Source organism: Qipengyuania xiapuensis, from assembly GCF_019711395.1.
GTDB classification, from domain to species: Bacteria; Pseudomonadota; Alphaproteobacteria; order Sphingomonadales; family Sphingomonadaceae; genus Qipengyuania; species Qipengyuania xiapuensis.
Map to the genome: position 1 here is coordinate 847,914 of NZ_JAIGNL010000002.1, position 17,232 is coordinate 865,145.

Annotated in this window: 16 protein-coding genes; 2 read left to right on the top strand and 14 right to left on the bottom strand. The window is 64.0% G+C overall.

All coding sequences use genetic code 11. The annotated features are described in order from the left end of the window. The first annotated feature begins 15 nt into the window (after positions 1-15). Both K3163_RS13345 and K3163_RS13350 read left to right on the top strand, forming a co-directional pair. Complete coding sequence (locus K3163_RS13345; protein ID WP_221554546.1) at positions 16-1,602, top strand: GMC family oxidoreductase; 1,587 nt, start codon at positions 16-18, stop codon at positions 1,600-1,602. Continuing rightward, positions 1,592-1,960: a YkvA family protein gene (locus K3163_RS13350; protein WP_221554547.1), complete on the top strand. Its 369-nt coding sequence runs from the start codon at positions 1,592-1,594 to the stop codon at positions 1,958-1,960. The genes K3163_RS13345 and K3163_RS13350 overlap by 11 nt, the downstream gene beginning before the upstream one ends. Positions 1,961-2,016: 56 nt before the next feature. Here K3163_RS13350 and K3163_RS13355 read toward each other — a convergent pair whose 3' ends face one another. From K3163_RS13355 to K3163_RS13420, 14 genes are all read right to left on the bottom strand, one after another. Continuing rightward, on the bottom strand, positions 2,017-4,404 hold the full coding sequence (locus tag K3163_RS13355) for a TonB-dependent receptor (RefSeq protein WP_425594723.1): 2,388 nt from the start codon (positions 4,402-4,404) through the stop codon (positions 2,017-2,019). A 269-nt stretch (positions 4,405-4,673) separates the two neighbouring features. Continuing rightward, complete coding sequence (locus tag K3163_RS13360) at positions 4,674-6,020, bottom strand: ammonium transporter (protein WP_247710192.1); 1,347 nt, start codon at positions 6,018-6,020, stop codon at positions 4,674-4,676. A 23-nt stretch (positions 6,021-6,043) separates the two neighbouring features. Continuing rightward, positions 6,044-6,382 (bottom strand): P-II family nitrogen regulator, encoded by a 339-nt coding sequence (locus K3163_RS13365; protein WP_221427415.1) that lies wholly within the window; start codon positions 6,380-6,382, stop codon positions 6,044-6,046. Positions 6,383-6,525: 143 nt separating this feature from the next. Then, positions 6,526-7,227, bottom strand: a complete 702-nt coding sequence (locus K3163_RS13370; protein WP_221554549.1) for an endonuclease/exonuclease/phosphatase family protein — start codon at positions 7,225-7,227, stop codon at positions 6,526-6,528. A 41-nt stretch (positions 7,228-7,268) separates the two neighbouring features. After that, a complete protein-coding gene (locus K3163_RS13375) occupies positions 7,269-7,826 on the bottom strand; it encodes a pyridoxamine 5'-phosphate oxidase family protein (RefSeq protein ID WP_221554550.1) in 558 nt (185 codons plus the stop codon). Continuing rightward, positions 7,826-8,695 (bottom strand): alpha/beta fold hydrolase, encoded by an 870-nt coding sequence (locus tag K3163_RS13380; RefSeq protein WP_221427412.1) that lies wholly within the window; start codon positions 8,693-8,695, stop codon positions 7,826-7,828. The genes K3163_RS13375 and K3163_RS13380 overlap by 1 nt, the downstream gene beginning before the upstream one ends. 37 nt (positions 8,696-8,732) lie before the next feature. Then, positions 8,733-10,256, bottom strand: coding sequence for a peptide chain release factor 3 (locus K3163_RS13385; RefSeq protein WP_221554551.1), 1,524 nt, complete (start codon positions 10,254-10,256; stop codon positions 8,733-8,735). Positions 10,257-10,263: 7 nt separating this feature from the next. After that, positions 10,264-11,007 (bottom strand): SDR family NAD(P)-dependent oxidoreductase, encoded by a 744-nt coding sequence (locus K3163_RS13390; RefSeq protein WP_221554552.1) that lies wholly within the window; start codon positions 11,005-11,007, stop codon positions 10,264-10,266. Next, positions 11,004-13,394, bottom strand: a complete 2,391-nt coding sequence (gene pheT / locus K3163_RS13395; protein WP_221554553.1) for a phenylalanine--tRNA ligase subunit beta — start codon at positions 13,392-13,394, stop codon at positions 11,004-11,006. The genes K3163_RS13390 and pheT overlap by 4 nt, the downstream gene beginning before the upstream one ends. Then, positions 13,391-14,491, bottom strand: coding sequence for a phenylalanine--tRNA ligase subunit alpha (gene pheS, locus K3163_RS13400; protein WP_221554554.1), 1,101 nt, complete (start codon positions 14,489-14,491; stop codon positions 13,391-13,393). Before pheS ends, pheT begins: the two co-directional genes overlap by 4 nt. Positions 14,492-14,669: 178 nt before the next feature. After that, on the bottom strand, positions 14,670-15,539 hold the full coding sequence (locus K3163_RS13405) for an AraC family transcriptional regulator (protein WP_345719737.1): 870 nt from the start codon (positions 15,537-15,539) through the stop codon (positions 14,670-14,672). Between the two features lie 150 nt (positions 15,540-15,689). Then, on the bottom strand, positions 15,690-16,049 hold the full coding sequence (rplT, locus tag K3163_RS13410) for a 50S ribosomal protein L20 (RefSeq protein ID WP_221427406.1): 360 nt from the start codon (positions 16,047-16,049) through the stop codon (positions 15,690-15,692). Positions 16,050-16,072: 23 nt separating this feature from the next. Then, a complete protein-coding gene (rpmI, locus tag K3163_RS13415; RefSeq protein ID WP_067466022.1) occupies positions 16,073-16,276 on the bottom strand; it encodes a 50S ribosomal protein L35 in 204 nt (67 codons plus the stop codon). A gap of 119 nt (positions 16,277-16,395) precedes the next feature. Continuing rightward, a complete protein-coding gene (locus tag K3163_RS13420; RefSeq protein WP_221554556.1) occupies positions 16,396-17,145 on the bottom strand; it encodes an SDR family oxidoreductase in 750 nt (249 codons plus the stop codon). Between the last annotated feature and the right edge of the window lie 87 nt (positions 17,146-17,232).

Consider the following 17,232-nt stretch of genomic DNA (forward strand, 5'->3'; position numbering starts at 1 on the left):
TCGAGAGGAGACCCCATGGACGAATTCGATGTAGTGGTTGTCGGCGGCGGCAGCGGCGGCAGCGCGGTTGCCGGAAGGCTGGCCGAAGCGGGTAAGAGCGTGTGCCTGCTCGAGGCTGGCGGGCGCAATGACGGTTTCCGGGTGACGATCCCGGGGATGCTCGCTTTCAGCAACGACAAGATCAATTACCGCTTCGAAACGGTCCCGCAGAAAGGCCTCAACGGCCGGATCGGCTACCAGCCGCGCGGCAAGGGCCTTGGCGGGTCTTCGGCCATCAATGCGATGGTCTATATTCGCGGCCACCGCTGGGATTACGACAACTGGGCGAGCCTCGGCTGCACCGGCTGGGCCTATGACGACGTCCTGCCCTATTTCAAACGCGCCGAAACGAACGAGCGCGGCGAGAATGCCTATCACGGCGACGACGGGCCGCTGTTCGTTTCCGACCAGAAGTTTCCCAATCCCGGAAGCAAGGCCTTCATAGAGGCGGCGACCCAGCTCCAGCTTCCGCACAACACCGACTTCAACGGCGAGAAGCAGGAAGGCTTCGGCCTCTACCAGGTCACGCAGAAGGACGGCGAACGCTGGTCGGCCGCGCGCGCCTATGTCGAGCCGCTGCGCAGCAACAAGAACCTCGACGTCCGGATCGGCGTCACCGTCCAGAAACTCGAGATCGAGGACGGGCGGGTCACCGGCGTGACCTACTCGGCGGGCAATCGCACCCGCACGGTGAAAGCGCGCGGTGGCGTCGTGCTGAGCGCAGGCGCGTTCAATTCTCCGCAGATCCTCATGCTGTCGGGCATCGGACCGGGCGCACACCTCAAGGAGCATGGCATAGATGTGGTGCTCGACAAGGAGGCGGTCGGTTCGGACCTGCAGGACCACCTCGACTACGTGTCGAGCTGGGAGAGCCCCGACAAGGACCTGCTCGGCGACAGCCTCAAGGGCACGATCCGCATGGCCAAGGGCCTGATCGAACACCGCCGTCATCGCACGGGGCCATGGACGTCTCCCTATGCCGAGGCCGGCGGTTTCTGGACGGTGATGGACGATGCCCCCGCCCCCGACGTGCAGTGGCACTTCGTCCCCGCCATGCTGGAGGATCACGGCCGCACCAAGGTGAAGGGCCACGGCTTCTCGCTCCATGCCTGCGTGCTGAGGCCCGAGAGCCGGGGCACCGTCCGGCTGGGCAGCCGCAACGCCGCGGACGCGCCGGTGATCGATCCCAACTTCCTCGGCGACGAACGCGATCTCGACGTTCTGCGCCGCGGGGTGCGCCTGTCGCACCGGATTGCCGGGGCCCCCGCGCTACAGGCGTTCGAGCCGAAGGACCGCTACCCGATCGACATCGACAATGATGCCGAGCTCGACGAACTGATCCGCAACCGCGCGGACACGGTCTATCACCCGGTCGGCACCTGCCGCATGGGCCCGGGCGAGGACGACGTGGTCGATCCGACGCTCAAGGCTAACGGGATCGACGGCCTCTGGATCGCCGATGCCAGCATCATGCCGCGCCTTGTCTCGGGCAACACCAACGCACCGAGCATCATGATCGGCGAACGCTGCGCGGACTTCGTGAAGGCGGAGCTTGCTGGGTAGGCTGCGCGGCTGGGCGAAAGCGCTCAAACGGAACGTCTTCGCGCTTTGGATCGCAGCGCGGGACAAACGGACGCCGCTGGCAGCGAAGCTGGTCGCCGGGCTCGTCGCCGCCTATGCGTTCAGCCCGATCGATCTGATCCCCGATTTCATTCCGGTGCTCGGCCTGCTCGACGACCTGCTTCTCCTACCGGCAGGGATCTGGCTCGCGATCCGGCTTATACCGGATCCGCTGATGACAGAATTCCGCAGCCAAGCCGACCAAGGGATGGACCTGCCCGATGCGAAGGGCGCGGCGGTCGCCGTCGTCATGATCTGGATCGTGCTGGGCATCATCGCGGGTGCAGCGATCATGCAATGAAAAAGGCCGGGAGCTTGCGCCCCCGGCCTTCCTCCCTCTCCCGAAGGGCTCGTGCCTTACCAGGTCTTGCGCATGGTCAGGCCGAAGGTCCGCGGCTGGTTGGTGCGATAGGCGAGACGCGCGCGGCCACCGCGTTCGCGGTCGAAGCTGAGCAGCGCGTTCTCGTCGAGCACGTTGTTGACATAGGCGATGAGCGACAGGCCGCTGTCGAAGTCGATACCGGCACTGAGGTTCACGATGTCATAGGACGGCAGCAGCAGGTCGACCGTCGTCTCGGCATCCGCCGGAGCACCAAGGTAGGGCAAGCCATGGACGAAGGTCCGCGGGTTGTTTTCCTGGTCGGCAGGCTGCGTGTAGCGATTGCCCACGTGGCTCCACGAAGCCGCGAGATAGGCATTTGCGTCGCCGCTGATCGGCCATTCGTAGCTGCCCGAGGCGGTGAACTGCAGCTCGGGCACCGAAGGCAGTCGGTTGCCTTCGCGAATACCCGTTGCCGTCACCAGCGCCGCATCGTCGGAGATCGTGCTGTCGAACTCCGCTTCGATCCAGCTGCCCGAGAAGACGAGGTCGAAACCGTCGACCGGCTCGAAGCCGATTTCCGCCTCGACACCCATCGAGTGCGCCTCGGGGACGTTGAAGACGACGCGCGACGAGCAGCTTCCGGCATCGAGCGTGACCTGCAGGTCGCTGATGTCGTTATAGAAGCCCGCGACATTGGCGTAGAAGCCGTTGCCGGTCGCCTTGGCGCCGATCTCGTAGTTCCACAGCGTCTCGTCGTCATAGGACTGGAAGGAGCCGAACAGCGCCTCGTCCTGCGGTGAACACAGCGTGACGTTGAGCGGATCGTTCACGCCGCCGAGACGGAAGCCCTTCGAGGCCTGCGCGTTCACCGTGAGATCGTCGCTCACGTCGTAGCTGAGCAGGATACGCGGGCTGATGCCGTCGCTTGCGGTCTCGTCGCGGGCATTGTCGCCATTGGCGAACAGGCCGCCCGAGTTGAACTCGCGGTTCTCCTTGTAGTCGTACCAGCGCGCACCGACGGTCACGTCGAACTTGTCGTTCAGCGCATAGGTACCTTCACCGAAGACCGCGATCTGCTCGAGATCGTAGGGAAGGTCGGCATTGTACGGCGAATCCAGGTTGGGGAACCCGTTGGCCACTGCTGCCGAGGTCCCCGCACCGAGCACCGCGTCGGTCACGTTCGCATAGCCCGGTGTGGGCAGGCGCTGGCGATAGAAGCGATCGGTCTGCGAGTAGAACCCGCCGACGACCCACTGGAGCGGGCCATCCGTATCCGAGGAGAAGCGGATCTCCTGGGTAATCGCCTCGACATCGGTCGTGTCGCGCAGGTTCGATGCAAGGTCGATGCCGCCGGCATCGGGATAGCCGAGGTCGACCGAGACCGAGCCGGTAAGCGCGCTCGCATCACGGCTCACGAGGATGTCGCGGTTGGTGTAGGAACTTACCGAGGTCAGGATGACACCCCCGAGATCTGCTTCGGCGACGAGGTCCGCGATCAGCGTCTCGTCCTCGAAAGCCTCGCGCAGCTTGAGATACTGCTCGCGCTCGTCGAACACCGTCGGGTTGGTCTGGAAGGGGTTGGCGTAGAGATTGAATATCTCCTGCCGGTTGAACCCGTCGGCCTTCACCTTCTGGTAGATCAGGCGCGGCGTGATGCTGAAGCCTTCTCCGGTGTCGACCCGCAAGGCGATACGGCCACCATAGCGTTCGCCGCCATTGATATCTTCGCCGCCGGCAGGGCCGATCGCATCGATGAAGCCGCCGTATTGCGTGTAATAACCGACCGCGCGCATGGCGACATTGTCGCCAATCGGGAGGTTCACAGCCCCCTTGAGGTGCCAGCCGAGATCGTCGCCGTCGACGAGGTTCACATTGGCTTCGACCGTACCCTCGGTAACGCCGGTGACCGGCTGGTTGGTGATGTAGCGGATCGTCCCGCCGACGCTGCCCGAGCCGAACAGCGTGCCCTGCGGGCCGCGGAGCGTTTCCACGCGGTTGAGGTCGAACAGGTCGAGATCGGGCGTGAACAGCGAGAGCGAGATTACCGACTCGTCGAGATAGACGCCGACCTGCTCCTTGACGCCGGGCTGGTCGCGGACGACCTGGCCTGCCGAGACACCGCGTACCGAGACCTGGCTCTGGCCCGGCCCGAGGTTCTGGACCGAGAGGCCGGCAACGTTGCGGCTGATGTCCTCAAGCGAGTTTGCGCCCGATTTCTGGATGTCTTCCTGCGTCTGCGCGTTGATCGAGAACGGGACGTCCTGGATCGCCTGGTCGCGCTTGGTCGCGGTCACGATGATGATATCGCTGTCGCCGTCGGCCTCTTCGACCTCCTGGGCGTTTGCGGATGTGGCCGTCAGGGCCAGTGCGCTTCCGGACAGCAAAGCTGCACGCAGGGCGCCAGACGTCATCTTGTGAGTCATTCGCATGGGTTCTCTCCTCCTGATCGGGGCCTTCAGGCCTTCTCGATCCGGGGAGACTGAATCCGTCGCTTCCTAAAGACAATCACCCCCAGACGAATGTTTCGCCTTTGTTACAATCTGGCCACACCCGCAAAACCCCAAGAAAAGGGGGCCGGAACCCTTGAGAGTCCCGGCCCTTCGATAGGCTATGTTCGCAGGAGGAACATGGGTGGGCGAGGCCGCTCCGTTTGGAGAGAGAGGAGAGAGGGGCGGCCCCGCCGAGCTTGTGATCAGTTGTAGGCGCGCTCCCCGTGTTCGGAGATGTCGAGCCCGTCGACTTCGACTTCTTCGCTGACCCGCAGGCCGATGAGAGCCTTGACGATCAGGCCGGCAATGAGCGTACCGACGCCCGCCCAGACGATCGTGACAAGTACGCCGTAGGTCTGGATCCCGAGCTGGGCACCGAGCCCGGTCGACCCGTCACCGGGCCCTCCGAGGAACGGCTGGTAAACCACGGCCGTGCCGATCGCACCGACGATGCCGCCCACGCCGTGGATGCCGAAAGCATCGAGGCTGTCGTCATAGCCGAACTTCGCCTTCACCTTCGCGACGAAGAAGTAGCAGACGGCTGCCGACAGGATGCCGAGCAGGATGGCGCCGAACGGGCCGCTGTTACCCGCTGCCGGAGTAACGGCCACGAGACCAGCAATCACGCCCGAGCAGAAACCGAGTGCGGAGCCCTGGTGACCCGCCATCTTTTCGATGACCATCCAGGTCAGGGCACCTGCCGCGGTTGCAACGAAGGTATTGATCATGGCGAGACCAGCCGAACCGTCCGCTTCGAGCGCCGAGCCGGCATTGAAGCCGAACCAGCCCACCCAGAGGAGACCGGTGCCGACCATGGTCAGCGTCATCGAGTGCGGCATCATTGGCTCCTGGGGCCAGCCGCGACGCTTGCCGAGCAGGTAGGCGAGCACGAGACCCGAGACACCGGCGTTGATGTGCACGACGGTACCGCCGGCGAAATCGAGAGCGCCGTCCTCGAACAGCAGGCCGCCGCCGGCCCAAACCATGTGCGCGATCGGGAAATAGACGATGGTCAGCCAGATCGGCACGAAGGCCATCACCGCGCTGAACTTCATGCGTTCAGCAGTTGCGCCCAGGATGAGCGCGGCGGTGATCGCTGCGAAAGTCATCTGGAAGCTGATGAAGACGTACTTGCTGATAACCTCATCGGTGAAGGTGGCTGCCGTGCTGCTCGCATCGGTTCCGGAGAGGAAGTAGCTGCCGCCACTGATGAAGAGACCGAGCGTGCCTTCGTAAGTGGTGTCGCCGAAAGCGAGCGAATAGCCCCACATCACCCAGATAAGCATGGCCAGCGCGGCGGTCGCGGCAATTTGGGTCATTGTCGAGAGCATGTTCTTCGAACGGGTCAGGCCGCCGTAGAACAGGGTCAGGCCCGGGATGATCATCAGCAGAACCAGGATGGTCGCCGTCATCATCCAGGCGTTGTTGCCCGGATTGGGAACCGCTGCTGCAACTTCGGCCGCTTCGGCAGCGGCTTCCTGGGCATAGGCAGCGGTGGTGGTGAACAATGCGGCGCCTGCCGTGACGGCGGTGCGCGCGAAATTACGCATGGTCATGAGATTGCTCCTTCGCGTCACAGCGCGGTTTCGCCGGTTTCGGCGGTGCGAATGCGAGTGGCGCTGGCGAGGTCGAGCACGAAGATCTTCCCGTCGCCGATCGCCTCGGTGCTGGCGGTCTGCTGGATGGTCTCGACCACCTGCGGCGCGAGATCGTCGGCAACCGCGATCTCCAGCTTCACCTTGGGCAGCATGTTGGTCGAATATTCGGCACCGCGATAAATCTCGGTCTGGCCTTTCTGGCGGCCGAAGCCCTTGACTTCGGAAACGGTCATCCCGGCCACTCCAATGCCGCCGAGAGCCTCGCGGACCTCGTCGAGCTTGAACGGCTTGATGACGGCGATGATGAATTTCACTGCCACACCCCTTTGAATTGCGTGCCGGACCAAGCACCGGCGTTCGCACATGCAGCAAAGGGCGTGCCAAAAGCGAAATGGGGGAAAATTGCGCGAATTCACCGCTTCGCGCAGGAATTGTTGCCCAATAATTGGGCGCCAGCCTATTTTTTAATCAGTTCGAGCTTCGCAACGATAGGCAAATGATCTGACGCAACTGCCGAGAGGCCCGTGTGGTGCACCTCTGCCTCGACGCAGCCCCAGTGCTTGCTCGCCACGATCCGGTCGAGCGTGGCCACCGGCTGGCGGGAGGGATAGCTGCGCCCCGGGGTCACGACCATCCAGCGGTCGGCGAACTCGCGCATCGCGCCGGTGCTGCGGCCCCACTGGTTGAAATCGCCCATGATGACGGTCGGCAGGTCGCGCGAACAATCGTCGACGAAGCCCACGAGCGAGCGGATCTGGTCGCGCCGCCTCAGGCCCGACAGGTCGAGATGCGTCCCGATGATGCGGATGCGCTGGCCTTCTACAGTGATCTCGCCGCAGGCCGCTCCGCGCGGCTCGAGCGTCGGCAGGTCGAGCGCCTCACCTTCGTGGACTTCGATACCCCTGCGCACGAGCAGCGCATTGCCGTGCCAGCCGATGCTGCGGGGGCGCTTGGCGACCTCGACCAGCCGCCAGTGCGTATCGTCGATCTCGGCGCGGGGGATGCAGGTCTCGCGCGCACCGATGCGCCGGTCGGCTTCCTGCAAGGCAATCACGTCGGCATCGATCTCGTGCAGGACCGAGAGGATCCGTTCCGGATCGCGCTTTCGATCGAGGCCGACCGCCTTGTGGATGTTGTAGCTGGCGAATGTGAGCTGCACGTGGCTTCAACTATCCGCTGCGCAGGTGGTTGCGGGCAAGCTCATTCGCCGGCGATGAAGCGGTCTGTCGGTCGGGTCGGAAGGCCGTCGATGCTGCTGGTCCGGTCTTGGTATTTTGAAACCCATTCTTCCGGATCTGTCTGGCGATGCGCTTTCTTCAAGGTCTCGCGTTCCTCGCGATATTCCATGAAGGGGACGCCCCAACCGCAGCTGGTCTGGACGCTCTCGACCTCGATATCGAAGATCTGCCGAGTGCCGGGCATCATCTCGAAATGCGATGAAAGCTCCGCCCATTCCGGGTCCTGCGGAAGCACGGCCCGCCCGCGCCCATAGATGCGTAGGATCAGTGCCGGCCGGTCGAAATTGCAGAACATCAGCGTGATGCGCCCGTCGGCTGCGAGGTGGGCATGGGTCTCGTTGCCCGAGCCGCCGAGGTCGAGATAGGCTACCCTCTTCGGACCGAGCACGCGAAAGGCGTCGTAGCCCTTGGGGCTTAAATTGATGCGGGCATCTTCGGCGGCCGTTGCGACAAAGAAGACCGGCTGCTTGCCGATCATCGCGATGTGCTTGTCATCCAGCGCGTCGAAGAAGTCTGCCATCAGAGAAAGTCCCGTATCGTCCTCATGAAGCGGTCGAACTGGTCATGGTGCAGCCAGTGACCCGCGTTTTCGAACTCGATCACCTCGGCATTGGCGAAATGGTCGAGCCTGCCGTCGCCTTCGGGGTTCGAGGCCCAGCTGTCGGCGCCGTAGAGCAAAAGAGTGGGCGCGGTGATCGCGGCCCAGGTCTGGTGCAGGAATTCGTCGGCAATGTCCTCGACCGCCCAGACATTGAGGTGCGGGTCGAACTTCCAGCTGTAAGTGCCATCCTCGTTGCGGTTCACGCCGTGGATGGTGAGATGACGTGCCTGTTCCTCGGTGAGGTAGCTGTTCTCCTCGATCATCCGGGCAAAGGCGGCTTCGATGCTTTCATACTTGCGAGGAATGCGGCCCGAGGCGGCGCGCTTCTTGCCGATCCACTCGTTGAGGCGCTCGGGATAGCTCTTCTCGCGCATCTCGGCCTGCCGCTTGGGGCTGGGCCCGAGGCCCTCGATGGCGACGATTTTGGTCACCATCTCGGGAAAGGTCCCCGCATATCGCAGCGAGACATTGCCGCCCATCGAATGGCTGACGATGGTCACCGGACCCACTCCCAGCTGGTGAATGAGCTGGGCGAGATCGTAGACCATGTCGTTGGCCGAGTAATTGCCGTCCGACACCCAGTCGCTGTCGCCATGTCCGCGATGGTCCATCGCCACCACGTGCCAGTCGTCGCGCAGCTCTTCGGCGACCCAGTCCCAGCTGCGCGCATGGTCGCGCCCGCCATGGACGAGCACCAGCGGCGGCTTTCCGCGATTGCCCCAGTCGAGATAGTTGAGGCGCAGGCGCTGCGAGATGAAAGTCTGGGAAGTAGGGCCGGGAATGGTCATGCGGTGGCTTTGCATCGCCTCCGCGCCGGATTCAACCTTACCGTTCCTTCGTGGCCGAGAAGGTCAGGTCCGGGTTCTTCTCTTCCTGGTAGTTCACGTCCCACGGGCTCTTGGCCATGAAGACGAGATCGCCGTCGCGGTCCTTGGCGAGATTGGAGAGGTTGAACTTCTCGAATTCGGCCATCGCCTTCTCGTCGCCCTTGATCCAGCGCGCGGTGGCGAAGGGCGACGCTTCGAGCTTGGCCTCGACCTTGTACTCGGCCGAAAGGCGGCTGATCAGAACGTCGAGCTGGAGCTGGCCGACAACGCCGATGATCCACTGGCCGCCGATCTCGGGATAGAAGACCTGGATGACGCCTTCTTCGGAGAGATCGTCGAGAGCCTTGCGCAGCTGCTTGGTCTTGGTCGGATCGACCAGCGCCACTCGGCGCAGGATTTCGGGTGCGAAATTCGGCAGGCCGGTGAAGCGGACCTGGTTCTTCTCGCTCAACGTATCGCCGACGCGCAGCGTGCCGTGGTTGGGAATGCCGATGATATCGCCCGGCTCTGCCGTATCGGCGACCTCGCGGTCCTGCGCGAAGAAGAGGATCGGCGAATGGATTGCGACCGGCTTGCCGAGACCCGAGGGCGTCAGCTTCATCCCGCGTTTGAAGGTGCCCGAGACCTGCCGCATGAAGGCGATGCGGTCGCGGTGGTTGGGGTCCATGTTCGCCTGGACCTTGAAGATGAAGCCGGTGACCTCGTCATGGTCGGGCGCGATCTGCTCTTCACCGGCAGGCTGCGGGCGCGGCGGCGGGGCGTATTTGGCGATCGCCTCGATCAGTTCGACCACGCCGAAGTTCTTCAGCGCCGAGCCGAAATAGACCGGCGTCAGGTCGCCATTGCGATAGGCGTCGAGATCGAACTCGGGATAGCCGATCTGCGCCAGTTCGACATTCTCCGCGATGTCTTCGGGCAGGTCGAAATCGGCAACACGCTTGCCTTTGAATTCCTTCGACGGACCTTCGGGCACGACCACTTCGCCGCTCGCGAAATCGAGGATGCCCTGGAACTCGCCGCCCATGCCGACCGGATACATCTGCGGGCTGACATCGAGCGCCAGCATGTCGGCGATCTCGTCGAGCAGTTCGAAGACCGGGCGGCCTTCGCGGTCGACCTTGTTGACGAAGGTGATGATCGGCACGCTGCGCAGGCGGCAGACCTCGAACAGTTTGCGCGTCTGCGGCTCGATACCCTTGGCCGCGTCGATCACCATGATGGCGCTGTCGACCGCGGTGAGCGTGCGATAGGTGTCTTCGGAGAAGTCCTCGTGCCCCGGCGTATCGAGCAGGTTGAAAGTAATGCCGTCGCGCTCGAAGGTCATGACCGAACTGGTCACCGAGATACCGCGCTGCTGCTCGATCTTCATCCAGTCCGAACGTGCACGCCGCGCCTGCCCGCGAGCCTTCACCTCGCCAGCCAAGTGGATGGCGCCGCCGGTCAGCAGCAGCTTCTCGGTGAGCGTGGTCTTACCGGCGTCGGGGTGCGAAATAATCGCGAAAGTACGGCGATCTGAAGTCATGGTTCTCTTACGAGCGCGCGACGCGGAAACCAGCGAAATCCTGGCTCACCGGCATCAGCTCTATGCGATTGATATTGAGGTGCGGGGGCAGCTCGGCGATCCAGCGGATCGTGTCGGCAATGTCCTGTCCGGTCATCGGATCGGCGCCGCGATAGAGGTCGTCTGAAGCCTGCTGGCTGCCCGTGCGCACGACGGTAAACTCAGTCTCGACCATGCCCGGCTCGATGCTGGTCACCCGCACACCGGTGCCATGGAGGTCGGCGCGCAGGGCGAGCGTGAAGTGATTGGCAAAGGCCTTGGAGCCTGCGTAGACGTTGCCGCCCGGATAGATGTAGCTGCCCGCCACCGAGCCGATCGCGATGATCGCACCCTTGCGTTCGATCAGCACGGGCAACAGCTTGCGGGTCAGCACCACCATGGCCGTGACATTGGTGTCGATCATGGTCTGCCAGTCGTCAAGATCGGCTTCCTGCGCGGGCGATAGCCCCTGCGCGAGACCGGCATTGTTCACGAGAAGATCGATGCCTGCAAAGTCCTCGGGCAAGGCAGCGATGGCAGCGTCCATCGCCTCGGTATCGCGCACGTCGAAACAGGCGGCATGGACCTTGTCCGCGCCGAGTTCGGCCACCAGCGTATCGAGCCGTTCCTTGCGCCGCCCGGTCGCCACGCAGCGCCAGCCGCTCGCGACAAGCGTGCGGACGGTCGCCTCGCCAATGCCTGCGGTGGCTCCGGTGACGAAGGCGGTCTTCATCCGCGAAGCTCCGCGCCCTGCTTGGCGGCGTTGTTCACGATGTTGTCCGAGATCGCCTTGATCTCTTCGTCGGTGAAGCTCTTCTCGCCCGGCTGGAGGATGACTTCGACCGCGACCGACTTCTTGCCTTCGGGCACGCCCTGTCCGGCAAAGACGTCGAAGACGCGCGCATCGACGATGGTCTTCTTGTCTGCACCGCGCACGGCCTTCACGAGGTCGCCTGCCGCCAGGTCTGCTGGGACGAGGAAGGCGAAGTCGCGGGTGATCGCCTGAAGCGCGGGCGGCGAATAGGCAGCGCGCGCAAAGCCGCCACCCTTCCTTGCCGGGATCGCATCGAGGAAGAGCTCGACAGCCATCACCGGCCCGTCGATGTCGAAGGCCTTGAGCGTATTGGGATGCAGCGCGCCGAAACGGGCGAGCACGTTCTTGGGGCCGAGCCGCAATGTGGCCGACTGGCCGGGGTGGAACTGGTCACCCGCCTCACCCATGACCATGAGGTTGCCCACCGGCGCACCGGCGGCTTCGAGCAGCGCCTCGGCCTCGGCCTTGGCATCATAGGCGTCGAACTTGGCGCCCTTGCCATTGGACCAGCCGCGAGCGGTCTTCTCGCCCGAGAGCACCAGGCCGAGCGTCGGCTTCTCGTCGCTCGCGCCATTGGTCCCACGAAAATAGCGGCGGCCGATTTCGAACAGGCGCGCACCGTCAGCACCGCGGTCGGCATTGCGCTTCGCAGCCGAAAGCAGGCCCGGGATGAGCGAGGGGCGCATCGCCTTCATGTCTTCGCTGATCGGGTTTTCGAGGACCCAGAGCTCGGCGCCATCGGCGAAGTGTTCGGCCTCGTCCGTCGGCAGGAAGGACCAGGTGATTGCTTCGTTGAGACCGCGCGCAGCAGCAGCGCGGCGCAGCTTGCGCTCGGCCCGCTGCAGCGGGGTTGCCGTCGGCAGCGCAACGCCGGGGCGACGTGGCAGCGGCTTGCTTTCGACCTCGTCGATCCCGTGGATGCGCACGACCTCTTCAACGAGATCGGCAGGGCCTTCGATATCATGGCGACGCGGCGGACAAGTGACCGTCCAGTCGTCGCCGACCTTGAAATCAAGCGATTCCAGAATGGCCCGCTGCTCTTCCTGCGGCACTGCAAGGCCGCCGAGCCGTTCGGTCAGGCGCGGGTCGAACTTGATCGTCTGCGCGGTGACAGGCGGCTGGCCTGCGCGCACGACCTCGGTCGGTTCGCCGCCGCAGGTCTTGGTGATCAAGCTGGTGAGGATCGCGAGACCATCGTCGAGATATTCGGGATCGACGCCCCGCTCGAAACGCGTGCGCGCATCCGAGGCGAGGCCGAGCTTGCGGCCCGTCACGCCGATGCGCTCGGGATCGAAATAGGCAATCTCGAGCAGAACGTCGGTGGTCGTCTCGGTGGCACCCGAGTGCTCGCCGCCCATGATGCCGGCAATGTCGTGGACGCCATTGTCGTCGGCGATCACGGTCATCGTGTCGTCGAGCGTGTAGGTTTTCTCGTTGAGCGCTTCGACCTTCTCGCCGTTCTGTGCACGGCGGGCCACAACCGCGCCCGAAAGCTTGGCGAGGTCATAGACGTGCGCCGGACGCCCGAAGGCGAGCATGAGGTAGTTGGTCGCATCGACCAGTGCAGAGATCGGGCGCTGGCCCGCCGCGATCAGGCGGCGCTGCATCCACTCGGGCGAAGGCTTAGTGTTGTCGACACCGCGAATGACGCGGCCGTAAAACGCCGGGCAGCCTTCCGGATCGTCGGTGCGGATCTCGACCGGGCACTCACCCGAGGCCGCGATTGCCGAGGCTTCGACCAGCTTGAATGTGCCGAGACCGGCAGCGGCGAGATCGCGCGCGATGCCCTGCACGCCCATGCAATCGGGGCGGTTCGGCGTGATCGCTACGTCGAAGACGGGCGAGGCATCGTGATATTCGGCGAAGGTCTGGCCGACCGGCGCATCCTCGGGCAGCTCGATGATGCCGTCGTGCTCTTCGCCCAGTTCGAGCTCGCGCACCGAACACATCATGCCGTTCGATTCGACACCGCGGATCGCGCTCTTGCGCAGCTCCATGCCGTTCGCAGGGACCACCGCGCCAGGCAGGCCCAACACGCCCTTCATGCCCGCACGCGCATTGGGCGCGCCGCACACGACCTGCAGGGGATCGCCCTCACCCGTATCGACAGTGAGGACCTGCAGCTTGTCGGCATCGGGATGCTTGGCCGCGGTCAGCACCTTGGCGATGCGGAAGCCTTCGAGCTTGTCGGCCGGATCCTCGATGCCTTCGACCTCGTGGCCGATGCGATTGAGCGCAGCTGCGATGTCCGCAACCGAAGCGTCGGTTTCGAGGAAGTACTTCAGCCATTCGAGCGAGAACTTCATGCTTGCGCTCCCACACCTGCGGAAAGGGTCGGCTGGTCGAATGGCGAGAAGCCGTAGTGGTCGAGCCAGCGCTGGTCGCCGTCGAAGAAGGCGCGCAAATCATCCATCCCGTATTTGAGCATGGCGAGGCGGTCGACGCCCACGCCGAAAGCGAAACCCTGCCATTCGTCGGGGTCGAGCCCGGCGAATTCGATCACGCGGCGATTGACCATGCCGCTGCCGAGAAGTTCCATCCAGCCGTGACCGGGCGCATCGCCGTCACCGCCGAGAACGCGGCGGCCGTTCACGTCCTTCCAGCCCACATCGACCTCGACCGAAGGTTCGGTGAAGGGGAAGTAGGAGGGGCGCAGGCGCAGCACGATGTCGTCGCGCTCGAAGAAGGCCTTGAGGAAGGTTTCCAGAGTCCACTTGAGGTGGCCGAGGTTGATGTCGCGGTCGATCACCAGTCCCTCGATCTGGTGGAACATCGGCGTGTGCGTTGCGTCGCTGTCGCTGCGATAGACGCGGCCCGGCGCGATGATGCGGATCGGCGCGCCTTCCTTCACCATGGAACGGATCTGAACCGGCGAGGTATGCGTGCGCAGGAGCATGCGGTTTCCGTCGGCGTCCCTGTCCGGGAAGTAGAAGGTGTCGTGCATGGCGCGCGCGGGGTGCGTTTCGGCCATGTTGAGCGCGGTGAAGTTGTGCCAGTCGTCCTCGATTTCGGGTCCGGTGGCGACCGAGAAGCCGAGGTCGGCGAAGATTTCCGCGAGTTCGTCCATCACCTGGCTGACCGGGTGCACGCTGCCGCGCGGGGCTTGCGGCGCAGGAAGCGTCAGGTCGAGGCGCTCCGAGGCGAGCTTGCGCTCGAGTTCTTCCGCTTCGAACTGCGCCTTGCGAGCCGCAATCGCATCCGCCACCGCGGTGCGCGCGCCCTGGATCTTCGGTGCCTGTTCCTGACGCTCTTCGGGGCTCATCTTGCCCAGCGTCTTCATCAGCGCCGAGATCGAGCCCTGCTTGCCAAGATACTCGATGCGCAGCGCTTCGAGCGCATCGGCGTCGCTCGCTTCTTCGATGCGCGAGAGCGCACCTGATTGCAGTGTCACAAGATCGGTCATGAATCTCTCGAGGGTAAGGTCCTTTGCGGCCTGCCTCTAGCGGCAGATGCAAGAATCCTAAAGCCCAGTTTCTCGGATGGCGGAGTTCAGGCCATCCGAGTGCCTGATACGCAACGTGCCCGTGCGGATTCGGAGCCGCCTTTAGATAGGAACGGATGGAAACAGGGCGGGCGCCCCGTCAGGTGGCGCTGGCGCTTTGCGCAGCCTGCGGCTCCTCCGCCTTCGCCGGAGTACCCCAGACCCGCTTCTGGTTCGGCATGAAGGCGTTGAGGATCGGATGCGGCATCGAAGCATACTCGCTCGGGCTCATGCCCATGAAGTCATGGAACTCGTGCACGAAATGCGCTTGGTCGTGGTAATGCGCGTCGATCGTGCGGGTCCAACTCTTCTCGTCCGAGAGCATGAAAGCCGCGAGGCTGCGCATCATGCGCTGCCGGCGCAGGAGCGCTCTCGGCGGGAGGCCGAAATGGCGCCCGCAAATCCGCTCGAGAGTGCGAACATTTAGCCCCGTCCTCTCGGCAAGCGCCCTGACTTCCAGCAGGTGCGGATCTTCCATCGCGTGCTGGATCGCAAGAATGCGCTCTTCGTCCCGTGGCGGCGGGGCAAGCGAGCGGAAGAATTCGCACATGTCTTCCACCTGCTCTTCGGGATCATGCGAGAAATTGCAAAGGATGCCGCACAGCGGAGCGAGCGACGCAAAATCCGGATGCTTTTCCCCGTCCCAAAGTCCGTTGAGATAGTCCTTCGCCGGTCGCCTCACGAAGCGGGCCCAGCCGAGCGGGGATAGCGCGATGCCCCACAGGCAGGTCGAGCCGATGGTGAAGCGATTGGCCTTGTTGGTCGGACCGGTCACAGAAAACCGCGCGCTGAGCTCCGTGTCGCTATCGAGCGGCTGCGCCTTGGGCGGGTTCTTGTCGGCGAAGCGCAGGTTTGCCCAAGCGGGCTGGAGATAGTCGGTGACGGTCTGGCCGCGCGGCAGGCTGACTTCGAGCCGGTAGAAATTGCCGAAGCACGTCTTCAGGTCTGGCGGCGGAGCAAAGAACTGCACCTCCAAGCCCGGTTTCCTGTCGGATGAGTGGCCGACGTGTTCCATAGGCCTGTATTAGCGGCATAAGACGATTTGCGCCACGCCCAAAAAAGAAAACGGGCGCCTCCCGAAAGGGGAAGCGCCCGTTTCTATTGTTTGTTTTCGCGCGGGTTAGGCCGGAAGGGCCTTCTTCGCCTGCTCGATGATCGCCTTGAAAGCCGCAGCTTCGTTCATGGCGAGATCGGCCATAACCTTGCGGTCGAGTTCGATGCCGGCAAGCTTGGTGCCGTGCATGAACTGCGAGTAGGTCAGACCTTCGGCGCGAACCGCAGCGTTGATACGCTGGATCCACAGGGCGCGGAAGTTGCGCTTCTTAACCTTGCGGTCGCGGTAAGCGTACTGGCCAGCCTTTTCGACGGCCTGGCGAGCGACGCGGATGGTGTTCTTGCGGCGACCGCGATAGCCCTTGGCCTGGTCTAGGAGCCGCTTGTGCTTCTGGCGCGTGGTAACGCCGCGTTTAATGCGAGGCATATCTCTTTCTCCTTAGTTCGCGATCAGTCGAGGCCGTAAGGCGCCCACTTCTTCACCGTCTTGCTGTCGGCTTCCGACAGGACAGTGGTGCCGCGGTTCTGGCGGATGTACTTCGCATTGTGGCTGATCAGGCGGTGGCGCTTGCCGGCCACACCGTGCTTGACCTTGCCGTTGGCGGTGATCTTGAAGCGCTTCTTCACACCGCTTTTGGTCTTCAGCTTGGGCATTTTCATCTCCTTATCAGAGACACGTCCAACCAGCCCTGGCAGCCCTTACGGCCAGACCGGCAGATGAATCACGTGTCGGTGAAGGCCGCGCAGATAGCGATTCCCCCACCAAATGCAAGTCAGAAGTGGGTGACGTAGCCGCCGTCGACGATGAGCGTGTGGCCGGTAATGTACGACGCGGCATCGGATGCAAGGAAGGCGACGGGGCCTGCGATCTCCTCCGGGTTGGCCCATCGGCCGAGCGAGGTGCGCCGCTGCAGGTGCGCTGCGATTTCAGGGGTGCCGGTAAACCATTCGTCGTTCGCCTCGGTCAGCACGAAGCCGGGCGCGACGGCATTCACCGTGATGCCGTCGGGACCAAGTTCGGCCGCGAGCGAACGGGTCACCCCGTCGAGCGCTGCCTTGCTCGCCGTATAGGATGCATCGCCGCGCGCGATTTCCGAGGCGATCGAAGTAATATTGATGATCCGCCCCTGCGGCGATGCGCGCAGCAACGGGGCAGCACGGCGCGCGAGGTCGAAAGGAGCGACGAGGTTCGCATCGAGCAGGCGCGCCATGTCCTCGCGGCCGATCTCCTCGAATGCGCGGCGATCGCGTTGGCCGACATTGTTGACGAGAATGTCGAGGCCTTCTTCGGCGATCTGCGCAAACGCGCGCTCGCATGCTGCATCCTCGGTGATGTCGAAGGCCAGCGGGCGGGCATTCGCGCCGATGCGCGCAGCGGCATCCAGGAGTGCCGCCTCGTCGCGCCCGTTGATCCAGACACTCGCGCCGCAATCGGCGAGAGCTTGCGCGATGGCGAGGCCCAGCCCTCGCGCCGCGCCGGTGACCAGCGCGGTCTTTCCCTCAAGCGAAATGGAAGCCGTCATGCCGGGCTTGGTAGCCGATCCCCCGCCAAGGGCCAGCCCCCGCGGCCAAGAAAAAGGGCGGAGCGGCTGATTGCCGCCCCGCCCCGG